This is a genomic window from Spirillospora sp. NPDC049652 (assembly GCF_040675125.1).
Taxonomy (GTDB): domain Bacteria; phylum Actinomycetota; class Actinomycetes; order Streptosporangiales; family Streptosporangiaceae; genus Spirillospora.
On sequence record NZ_JBFAOF010000342.1, the window covers coordinates 1 to 6,991 of the forward strand.

The window sequence follows — 6,991 nt, forward strand, 5'->3', positions numbered from 1 at the left end:
AGCGCAGGCCCCGCGCGGACAGCATCTCCTCGGCCATCAGGTACCGGTCGGCCCAGGTCGGAACCCTGTTCCTGCGTTGCCCGGAGAGCGGCGCGACGCCTGTCGCGAAGGCCGCGCTCGCCGATCCGCGCTTCACCGAGACGGCCGTGACCAGGGCGTTCAGCGGACGTCCCGCGCGCGGCCTGGTGAACCGGTTCCTGGCCGAGCACTCGGACGCGGCACCGGCCGCCTACCCGGACGTCCACTACGTCACCTCGCCGCTGCGCAAGGCCGCCGCCGACCGCGGTGACGCCGACACCGTCAACCTGTGGGCCGGGACGGCGTGGCGCAACGCCACCGAGAGCCCCGCCGCCGAGGTTCTGGACCGCCTCACCCCGCGCTGACGGAACACCCCGGGCCGACAGGCCACCCCGGATGGGGACAAACCCTGTGAAGCGCCGCTAGGTTGTGGCCATCGGGGACTTTTGACGGGGAGGTTGCCGGGTGGGGACCGGTGTTTCCGCTGCCTTCGGGCGGCTCGCCGCGGGCTTGGGCTGCGCGGTACTACTGGCGGGATTGGGCGGCTGCAAGGTGGCCGGGGCGTCCGGGAAGGACGGGCCGGCGCACGGCCCGGACCAGCCCAAGGGCGCGGACGGGACGAAGGTCGATCCGGCCACGTGGGCGAAGTGGGGGCTCAAACCGCTGCGGCAGGCGCCCCCGCCGCCGGCCGACAAGCCGATCAAACTCTCGAAGAAGGGCCCGGCGAAGGTCTTCAGCGCCGTCCCGACCAAGGAGAAAATCGTCTTCGTCACCATCGACGACGGCGCGGAGAAGGATCCGAAGTTCGTCGAGATGGCGCGCGAGCTGCGCGTCCCGTTCTCGATGTTCCTCATGGACGACGCGATCCGCACGAACTACGCCTACTTCAAGCCGCTGCAGGCGCTCGGCAACCACGTCCAGAACCACACGCTGAACCATCCGGTCATGCGCGGTCTCGGACCGGACGGCCAGAAGCGGCAGATCTGCGGCGACCAGTCGATCCTGGTGCGGCAGTACGCCACCAGGCCGTTCCTGTTCCGGCCGCCCTACGGCGCGTACAACCTCGCCACCCAGGAGGCGGCGGCGGCCTGCGGCATCCACGGCATCGCGCTGTGGCACGAGTCGATGCAGATCCACGACATGCAGTACGACGACCCGGCGAAGAGGCTGCACCCGGGCGACATCATCCTCGCCCACTTCCGCGGGCCGAAGGAGCTCAAGGGCTCGACCATGACCGAGATGTTCGCGGCCATGCTCAAGAAGATCCACAAGCAGGGCTTCGCCGTCGCCCGCCTGGAGGACTACGTCCGGCCGCCCGCCTGACGCCGACCCGGCGCCTGACGCCGGCCCGGCGCCTGGCCGCCGGCCGGACGCAGCCCTCGTTCCCGGCCGGTGGTCAGGCGGGGATGTGGTCGGTCTCGCGCTTCCAGTTGCGGTGCGAGCCGACGGCCTCGCGCACGCCCGAGACCAGCCCGGCCGCGTCGTCGGTGACGACCAGCGCCGGGTCGTCGCGGTCGAACGAGATCCCGGCGCGCTCCAGCACCGCGCGGCCCTCGGCGTGCGCGGCGACGGCCTTGCAGTGCTTGAACGCCTCGGCGACGAAGTGCACCGCGTCGCCGTCCATGCTGAGGGCCCGCACGCTCTCGGGGCCGCCCGGCACGACGACCGCGTCGTACACGACGGACGCGACCGTCGCGAGCCGCCGGGTCACCTCGATGCGGCCGCCGTTGGCGGACTGCAGCACGCCGTCGTGGGCCGCGAGGATCTCCACGATCGCGTCCTCGCCGGTCAGCGCCTCGCCGAGGGCCGCGATCACGCTGGAGTCCACGCCCTCGGCGGCGAGGACCGCGATCTTGCGTCCCTTCACCGAGCCGAACTTCGTGTTCGCCTGGCTCAGCGCGGGCGAGGAGCGGCCGTGGTTGGGCGTGGCGGCGGACTCGGGCGCCTGGACGCCGACGCCCTTGGCGACCTGGACGGCCAGGTCGTGGTCCACGTGGTTGAGGTGCTCGACGACGCCCTTGCGGATCTCCTTGTGCTCGACCTTGCCCAGCTCGAACTGGAACGCCGAGACGATGTGCCCCTTCTCCCAGTCGGACATGCTGTTCCAGAACAGCGTCGCCTGGCCGTAGTGGTCGGCGAAGCTCTCCGCCCGCTTGCGGATCTTGCGGCCCTCGACCCGCTCGGGGAAGTGCGTGAACGCGCCCTCGGTCGCGATCGCCGGGCAGCCGCCCGACAGCGTGTTCTTGTGGTAGGCGGCGCGGCCCTGGTGGATCTCGGTCTGGTGGTACCCGTCGCGGTGGTGGTTGCGGACGGGCGCGACCGGCCGGTTCACCGGAAGCTGCGGGAAGTTCGGCCCGCCGAGCCGGATCAGCTGGGTGTCGAGATAGGAGAACAGCCGGGCCTGGAGCAGCGGGTCGTCGCTGAAGTCGATGCCCGGCACGACGTTGCCGATGTGGAAGGCGACCTGCTCGGTCTCGGCGAAGAAGTTCTCCGGGTTCCGGTCGAGCACCATGCGGCCCACCGGACGGACCGGGACCTCCTCCTCCGGAATGATCTTGGTCGGGTCGAGCAGGTCGAAGTCGAACCGGTCGGCCTCGTCCTCGGGCACCAGCTGGACGCCCAGCTCGTACTCGGGGAAGTTGCCGGCATCGATGTTGTCCCACAGGTCGCGCCGGTTGAAGTCGGGGTCCTTGCCCGCGATCTTCTGCGTCTCGTCCCAGTCCAGCGAGTGGACGCCGAGCACCGGCTTCCAGTGGAACTTCACGAACGTGCTGCGTCCGGCCGCGTTGACCAGCCGGAACGTGTGGACGCCGAACCCCTCCATCATCGCGTAGCTGCGCGGGATCGCCCGGTCCGACATCAGCCACATCATCATGTGCATCGTCTCGGGCTGGAGCTGGACGAAGTCCCACAGCGTGTCGTGCGCCGACTGCGCCTGCGGGATCTCGTTGTGCGGCTCGGGCTTCACCGCGTGCACGAAGTCGGGGAACTTGATGCCGTCCTGGATGAAGAAGACCGGCATGTTGTTGCCGACCAGGTCGAAGTTGCCCTGCTCGGTGTAGAACTTGGTCGCGAACCCCCGGACGTCCCGGACGGTGTCCGCCGACCCCCGCGACCCCGCCACCGTCGAGAACCGGACGAACACGTCGGTCTCCACACCCGGGTCGCACAGGAAGCGCGCCACGGTGTGCTCCGCCAGCCAGCCGTCATAGGGGCGGAACCGCCCGTACGCGCCCGAACCGCGCGCGTGCACCACCCGCTCCGGGATGCGCTCGTGGTCGAAGTGGGTGATCTTCTCCCGGAAGTGGAAGTCCTCCAGCAGCGTCGGGCCGCGTTCGCCCACCGTCAGGGAGTTGTCGGTGTCGTCCACCTCGATTCCCTGGTCGGTGGTGAGCTTCGCGTCGTCCGGGGCGACCCGCACCGCGTCCAGGTCCCGGTGCTTGTCGGCGCCCCGCCGCGACTGCCTGTCGTTGGGCATCTCCGCCTCCTTCGTGAGCCTCTCTCTTCCCCACCTCCCCACTTGAGCTGGACTAACCCTCCTGAATGGCTCAGCAGAGTCCGGGTAGGGGACCTGGAGATCCGATATCGGGGAGGAGATTGGTCATGCCGAACCCACAGAGTCCCCAAGTCCGCCGCTCCGAGCGGACGGCCGTGACCGAGCAGCCCGCGCCCGAGGCGACCGATCCGAAGAAGAGCCGGTCGCCCGGCCACGCCCACGGCACCGACCGGGGGAGCAAGGGCGGCGGGAAGGGCGGCGGCGTGCCGCCGGACCAGCAGCCGCCGCATCCCGGGTGAGCTCCCGGCGGGGCGGGCGCCGCACCGCACCCTCTGCACCGTGAACCCGCCCTGCCGGGCATGCCGGCGCGGGCCCGCTTCCTGCGGGCCCGCGTTTTTTGTGTGCCGAAGAGGGAAATGGGACCCATGGCGAGAGGGGCTGAATGCAGGGGCAAGGGTGGGTTCAGCTCGGCGAGTTGCTGCTGGCGCTGGTGCTGTCGGCGGCGATCGGACTGGAACGGGGGCTGCGCAACAAGAGCGCGGGCCTGCGCACGCACACCCTGGTCGGGGTCGGCGCGGCGCTGTTCATGCTGGTCAGCAAGTACGGCTTCCAGGACACACCGGGCGCGAACGTGTCGCTCGACCCGTCCCGGGTGGCGGCGCAGATCGTGTCCGGCATCGGCTTCATCGGCGGCGGGCTGATCTTCGTCCGGCGGGACGCGGTGCGCGGGCTGACCACCGCCGCCGTGGTGTGGGTGACCGCCGCCGTGGGCATGGCGGCGGGCGGCGGCCTGTGGCTGCTCGCGGTCGCCGTCACCGCCGGGCACTACGTGGTGGTCCTCGGGCTGAACGCGGTCGTCCGGTGGCTGCCGCTGCAGCGCTTCGCCAGGCATCCCGGACGCGTCCGGGTGCGCCTGGTCTACCGGGACGGACGCGGGGTCCTGCGGCGCGTCCTGATGGAGTGCACCGGACGCGGCTTCGCCGTCGAGGAGGCCGCCGTGGACCGCGAGTACCTCGACGACGACGAGGCCGAGGTCGGACGGGACGAACGGCACGGCCGGGACGAGCCCGAGCACCACCGCACCGCGGCCGTCACCCTGATGCTGGACGGCTCGGGGGACATCCACGACCTCACCGCGGCCCTGTCGGAGCTGGCGGACGTCCTCTCGGTCTCCGCCGGCGGCCAGCACGACGACCGCGACTGATCCCGACGGCCGCGACCGATCCTCCGCCGGGGTGAGTGCGGGACGGCCCGAGGGGCGTTGTTCCGAACACGGCGCGGTGCGGAGAGCCGGGAATGGCGAAAGGCCCGTGCATGACGCCTCGTCGCGGACCGGCCGACGAGAGGTGCCATGCTTCCGGACCCTTCGCGTTCACCATAAACCGGCCCCGTCGTGCGGTAAAGAGGCGGTCACTGTTGGTGAAACTGGGATCAGTGCGCGTCGTAGGTCGAGGTGTTGCGGATGGTGACGTTGATGCGGTTCCAGGCGTTGATGGCCGCGATCGCCATGACGAGGTGGCCGAGGTCGTCCTCGCTGTAGTGGTCGGCGGCCTCGTCCCAGACGGCGTCCGGGACGGCGTCGGGCGAGTCGGCGATGCGGGTGGCGTACTCGGCGAGGTTGAGCGCGGCGCGCTCCTCGTCGGTGAAGCAGGTGGCCTCGCGCCAGGCCGCCACCGACCAGATGCGCCGGTCGCTCTGGCCCAGCTTCTTCAGGTCGGCGGCGTGCATGTCGACGCAGAACGAGCAGCCGTTGATCTGGCTGACGCGCAGCCGGAGCAGGTCGAGGGTGACGGCCGGGACGCCGCTGCGGCCGATCGCGCCCTCCAGGGCGAGCATCGCCTTGTAGGCGTCGGCGGCGGTGGTCCCGAGGTCGGTGAGGCGCTGCTGCATGGGGGTTCCTTTCCTAGATGTTCGATATCCAGATTCGGGGCGTGCGGAGAGCGGTCGGGGGAACGGTCGGAGATCAGTTGAGCTCGTACCAGTTGCGAACGCGCTCGCCGAGGTTCGGCTGGACGCGCTCGGTTCTGGCCCGGATGTCGGCGAGGGTCTGCTCGGCCAGCGCCCGCCGCCACGCGAACTCGGCGTGGCGCATGGCCGTCCGGACGGTGCAGGGCACGTCGAAGGCGCTCGCCGGCTGGCCCGCGCCCATGCCCTGGCGGCGGATCTCGGTGCACTGGAACGCCTCGTCCGGGCCCTCGATCGCGGCCACCACGTCCATCAGGGTGATCTTCTCCAGCGGCCGGACGAGACGGAAGCCGCCGCGCGCGCCCGGGGTGGAGGTGAGGATCCCCGCGCGGACGAGCGCCTGGAGCTGCTTGTTGAGGTACGGGGGCGGCAGGTCGTAGCCCGCCGCGAGGCGCGTGGTCGAAACGGCCTCGTCCGTCCCCGTCCAGTCGAGCAGGAGGCAGATGTGCACCGCCCACTCGACACCCTCGTTCATCCGCACATTCGGGACCTTACATATCCAGGTTCGCGTCCGCAACGGCACTGGGACGACGGCCGAGACCGGGTGGAGGACGACCTGGCGGGCATAGGGATTGCCCTACGCCCGTTCCGTAGCCATTGTCCTGCTCGCGGGGGACCTTCAGGCTTCAGAGAGACCGGGGCTCCCACCCCGCCGTCGGGTGTGCTCCACCCCGCCAAGGGCGCGTCGCGTCCGGAGCCGACCGCGACGGTGCGGTCCCCTCGGTACCGCCATGACCGAGGGGGCCGCCCTCACTCCCGGTCGGCCGCCGTACCCCCGCCGGCGGTCGGCCGGGTGCCCCCGCCCGGCGCGCCCGGCCCGCCGGGTCCGGCGAGTCCGGCGAGCGCGGTGCGGGCCCGCTCGACCAGCGGGTTCGGATCGTCCGCCCGCCACACCAGGTGCAGGGCCGTGGACGTCCCGGCGAGCGGGCGCGCGGCCACCCCGACCCGGCGCAGCGAGCGCATCGAGTCGGCCAGCACCGCGCCGCCGAACCCGGCGGCGACCAGCGCGAGGAGCGTGGGGACGGTCCGTCCCTCCGCCGCGATCCGGGGCACCACCCCGGCCCGGTCGCACAGCGCCGTGATCTCGTCGTGCGAGCGCGCCGACACCTCGCGCGGCCACAGCACCAGCGGGATCCGGCCGAGCGCGGCCAGCGGCAGCGGTCCCGTTCCGGCCGCCAGCGCGTGGTTCTCCGGGACGAACAGCGACATCGGCTCCCGCCACCACACCCGCGCCGCGAGCCGCGCGTCCCGGCCGGGCAGCCGCTGGACGGCCAGGACTTCCCGGCCGTCCAGCACGCCGCCGGACATGTCGGCGTCGCTGAAGCTCTCCTCCAGCCGCAGGTCCACGTTCGGCAGCTCCCGGTGCAGCCGGCCGAGCGCGCCGCCGAGCGGGCCGTTGATCCCGGACGGCCCGAACGCGACGGTCAGCCGTCCGGCCAGCCCGCGCGCGGCGAGCCGGACGTCCTCCAGCGCCGCGGCCGACTCCGCGAGGATCACGCGGGCCCGGCGCAG

The 6,991-nt window shown here is 71.8% G+C and carries 8 protein-coding genes; 4 read left to right on the forward strand and 4 right to left on the reverse strand.

Going from position 1 to position 6,991, the window contains the following annotated elements:
* On the forward strand, positions 1–383 hold a 383-nt coding region (locus AB0J52_RS21475; protein WP_500183504.1), incomplete at its 5' end, for a nitronate monooxygenase.
* 100 nt (positions 384–483) lie between these two features.
* Positions 484–1,341 carry a polysaccharide deacetylase family protein gene (locus AB0J52_RS21480; RefSeq protein WP_500183505.1) on the forward strand — a complete coding sequence of 286 codons (858 nt, stop codon included), beginning with the start codon at positions 484–486 and terminating at the stop codon, positions 1,339–1,341.
* Between the two features lie 73 nt (positions 1,342–1,414).
* Here the strand turns inward: AB0J52_RS21480 and AB0J52_RS21485 are convergent, their stop codons facing one another.
* The gene (locus AB0J52_RS21485; protein WP_500183506.1) at positions 1,415–3,496 is read right to left on the reverse strand and encodes a catalase; all 2,082 of its coding nucleotides are present in this window, start codon (positions 3,494–3,496) and stop codon (positions 1,415–1,417) included.
* Between the two features lie 125 nt (positions 3,497–3,621).
* On the opposite strand from AB0J52_RS21485, the gene AB0J52_RS21490 reads away from it, so the two are divergent.
* On the forward strand, positions 3,622–3,813 hold the full coding sequence (locus tag AB0J52_RS21490) for a hypothetical protein (protein ID WP_500183508.1): 192 nt from the start codon (positions 3,622–3,624) through the stop codon (positions 3,811–3,813).
* Between the two features lie 143 nt (positions 3,814–3,956).
* Positions 3,957–4,718 carry an MgtC/SapB family protein gene (locus AB0J52_RS21495; RefSeq protein WP_500183510.1) on the forward strand — a complete coding sequence of 254 codons (762 nt, stop codon included), beginning with the start codon at positions 3,957–3,959 and terminating at the stop codon, positions 4,716–4,718.
* Between the two features lie 227 nt (positions 4,719–4,945).
* Here the strand turns inward: AB0J52_RS21495 and AB0J52_RS21500 are convergent, their stop codons facing one another.
* The 3 genes from AB0J52_RS21500 to AB0J52_RS21510 form a co-directional block, all read right to left on the reverse strand.
* Complete coding sequence (locus AB0J52_RS21500) at positions 4,946–5,404, reverse strand: carboxymuconolactone decarboxylase family protein (protein ID WP_500183512.1); 459 nt, start codon at positions 5,402–5,404, stop codon at positions 4,946–4,948.
* A gap of 73 nt (positions 5,405–5,477) precedes the next feature.
* On the reverse strand, positions 5,478–5,954 hold the full coding sequence (locus AB0J52_RS21505; protein ID WP_500183514.1) for an RrF2 family transcriptional regulator: 477 nt from the start codon (positions 5,952–5,954) through the stop codon (positions 5,478–5,480).
* A gap of 275 nt (positions 5,955–6,229) precedes the next feature.
* On the reverse strand, positions 6,230–6,991 hold a 762-nt coding region (locus AB0J52_RS21510), incomplete at its 5' end, for a LysR family substrate-binding domain-containing protein (RefSeq protein WP_500183517.1).

What these genes read in the sequence shown, in the direction of transcription:
- AB0J52_RS21485 (WP_500183506.1), bottom strand. Translation starts at nt 3,496, where the DNA reads ATGCCCAACGACAGGCAGTCGCGGCGGGGCGCCGACAAGCACCGGGAC.
- AB0J52_RS21495 (WP_500183510.1), top strand. Translation starts at nt 3,957, where the DNA reads ATGCAGGGGCAAGGGTGGGTTCAGCTCGGCGAGTTGCTGCTGGCGCTG.
- AB0J52_RS21500 (WP_500183512.1), bottom strand. Translation starts at nt 5,404, where the DNA reads ATGCAGCAGCGCCTCACCGACCTCGGGACCACCGCCGCCGACGCCTAC.
- AB0J52_RS21490 (WP_500183508.1), top strand. Translation starts at nt 3,622, where the DNA reads ATGCCGAACCCACAGAGTCCCCAAGTCCGCCGCTCCGAGCGGACGGCC.
- AB0J52_RS21505 (WP_500183514.1), bottom strand. Translation starts at nt 5,954, where the DNA reads ATGAACGAGGGTGTCGAGTGGGCGGTGCACATCTGCCTCCTGCTCGAC.